Here is a 2,574-nt window from a genome sequence, read left to right as displayed (position 1 = left end):
ATAAACGTCCAGTAAACTCTGACCTTCTTGTGTCTGGCTCTATAGAGCAGGATGCCTACCTTATTATGTTATTTTATCGTGATGAGGTTTATGTCGAAAACAGTGAGTATAAGTGCATTGCAGAGATTATTATTGGTAAACAGCGTAACGGCCCAATTGGTACCTGTCGACTTACGTTCCAAGGCCAATTCTCACGATTTGACAACTATGCAGGCCCTGCCATAGCCGACGAATATTAGCCCCTCTTATAGCGACTAAAGGCTTCGACTGCGGCCACGGTCTACATTTTAAGGGTTAACAAGTTAAAGTATTTCAGACACAAAAAAGGCGCCGTAAGGCGCCTTTTTCAATTCATATACACTGAATTACTTTTCTTCAGCTACTTTCACTGTGTCTTTAACTGTCACTGAAATGCGACGGTTAACACGGTGTGCTTCAGCATTCTTACCATTGTCTAGAAGCTGAGTTTCGCCGTAACCGATAGTCTCTAAACGAGAACCTTCGATACCGTACATGTCTACCATTACTTCTTTGAAGTTCGCAGCACGACGCTTAGAAAGGTCCATGTTGTAAGCTTCACTACCTGGTGCAGAAGTGTGACCTTCAATTACCGCAGTTGTTGAAGGATACTGCTTCATGAACTCAGCAAATTCAGAGATTTCTGGATCTTTTGGCATTTTAACTACAGCACTTTCGTTGTCGAATAGAACGCGTAGTGTGATTTCTACTGTCTCTTCGTCAAATACTGTACAACCTTTTGCATCAACTTTTACGCCAGCTGGTGTATCAGGGCACATATCTTTGCTGTCTACAACGCCGTCGTTGTCCGAATCTTTAATTGCACAGCCAGTTGCATCTACTTTAGTGCCAGCTGGAGTGTTAGGACACTGGTCAACGTTGTTTAGAACGCCATCGTTATCATCATCGATGCTACAACCATTTGCGTCAACACGAACACCCGCTGGTGTCATTGGGCACTGGTCTTTGCTGTCTACAACGCCATCGTTGTCGCTGTCTTTAGGTGCGGCAGGAGTGCCTTTACCAAATGGGATCGCGATACCAACTTTAACACTGTAGTCATTGTAATCTTCACCGAAGTCGTGATAAGCGGCGATTTCAGTAACAAGTTTAACATCTTCGTGGATGTCCCAGTGTTTACCGATACCGATGTTACCAAGCGTAGTTGATTCGCCTACTGCTTGACGCTTAACACCACCAAAAACGAACCATGCATCATTTGGCATGAAGTATAGTGCGTCAACACCAACCATTTCACCGCTTTCATCACCGCCGCCTGCATAATCAAGGTCTAGGGCTGTAAATTCAACACGAGCTGCCCAGCTTTGAGTAAAACGGAAACCGTATTCAAAAGCTACGCCACGACCATCGTCGTAAAGGCCGCCGTCAGTTAGATCTAACGGACGTGAGTCGTCAGTGTTGTAATACATGCCAGACAAACCAAACCAGTTTTTGTACTCTGGCTCAGAAGAGTCTTGTGCAAATGCATTAGTCGAAGAAATTACAGCAAGAGATAGCGCTGCCATTTTAAAGTGTTGTTTCATAGTCACATCCTGTTTAACGTTGAGTGATTATCGATTTTTGATAATTTTGTGTTGTGCTTAACGTTTAACGCTAGCACAAATTGTGCCATTTATAATATGGGTTAGGCTGCGATCCCTTGTAATGTGGCAATAATTGTTCGTCTTCCACCATGATCTCGGTGTTCGCCGAGCATGATACCCTGCCACGTGCCAAGTGCAAGCTTGCCTTGTTGGACAGGTATAGTAAGTTGACACCCTAGTATACTCGATTTTAAGTGAGCAGGCATATCATCTTTACCTTCATAAGTATGCCTGAAAAAAGAAAGCTCTTCTTTTACACTATGGTTGAAGAACGCTTCCATATCATGCCTCACTGTAGGGTCGGCATTTTCATTGATTGTCAAACTAGCGCTTGTATGCTGAAGCCATAGGTGCAAAAGGCCGACTTCAACATGACGAATACTGGGTATTGCAGATTCCACCTGCTGTGTTATCAGGTGAAATCCTCTCGGGTAGCTGTCGAGTGTAATTTTTTCAGACTGCCAGAAATTATTTGTCAAAACAGATTTCCAAATGCGCTAGTCCTTCGTCGCACATGAAAGGGAGAATGATTTTTGCGCCGTCTACCTGATGGCTAATGGTATGTTGCTTTCCTGATACAACAATAGGCGTCGCCATGCCAAACTCGTAACCGCGCTCCGCAAGGTCTCGCTTAGCATTACCGCATATCATGTTAGTAACTTCTCCAACCATGTCACCTACTTCGGCATCGAGTTTGTCTGGACGCTCGCCTACCATTCTTTCCATTATGGTAAGAGCCAATGACTCGTCAAACGTGATTGACATTGAACCACGTACGTCTGGACCCACCATGCCAATTAAGCCCGATACATCGCCTTTAGCAACATCGCTTTGCTTGCGTTTAGGCTTGCCTGGGGTCAGCTTAGTCTGTGCCATAGTTTCAAGCACATTCAATAGACCAGCAATAAACGGGTTCACAAAATCAGCATTCATTTACACTCTCCTGGGCAGC

The 2,574-nt window shown here is 44.4% G+C and carries 4 protein-coding genes; 1 reads left to right on the top strand and 3 read right to left on the bottom strand.

Annotated elements, in window-relative coordinates:
• On the top strand, positions 1–239 hold a 239-nt coding region (locus QVA83_RS07000), incomplete at its 5' end, for a DnaB-like helicase C-terminal domain-containing protein (RefSeq protein ID WP_287498274.1).
• 126 nt (positions 240–365) lie between these two features.
• Here QVA83_RS07000 and QVA83_RS06995 read toward each other — a convergent pair.
• The 3 genes from QVA83_RS06995 to QVA83_RS06985 form a co-directional block, all read right to left on the bottom strand.
• The gene (locus QVA83_RS06995) at positions 366–1,562 is read right to left on the bottom strand and encodes an OmpA family protein (protein ID WP_014951106.1); all 1,197 of its coding nucleotides are present in this window, start codon (positions 1,560–1,562) and stop codon (positions 366–368) included.
• Positions 1,563–1,663: 101 nt separating this feature from the next.
• Complete coding sequence (locus tag QVA83_RS06990) at positions 1,664–2,101, bottom strand: secondary thiamine-phosphate synthase enzyme YjbQ (protein ID WP_014951105.1); 438 nt, start codon at positions 2,099–2,101, stop codon at positions 1,664–1,666.
• Positions 2,091–2,555, bottom strand: a complete 465-nt coding sequence (locus QVA83_RS06985) for a chemotaxis protein CheX (protein ID WP_014999866.1) — start codon at positions 2,553–2,555, stop codon at positions 2,091–2,093. The genes QVA83_RS06990 and QVA83_RS06985 overlap by 11 nt, the downstream gene beginning before the upstream one ends.
• Positions 2,556–2,574: the final 19 nt, after the last annotated feature.

This window comes from Alteromonas sp. AO-Serp, from assembly GCF_017849675.1.
GTDB lineage: Bacteria > Pseudomonadota > Gammaproteobacteria > Enterobacterales > Alteromonadaceae > Alteromonas > Alteromonas macleodii.
The sequence above is the reverse complement of the archived record's forward strand: the minus strand, read 5'-3'. Positions and strand labels throughout refer to the sequence as shown.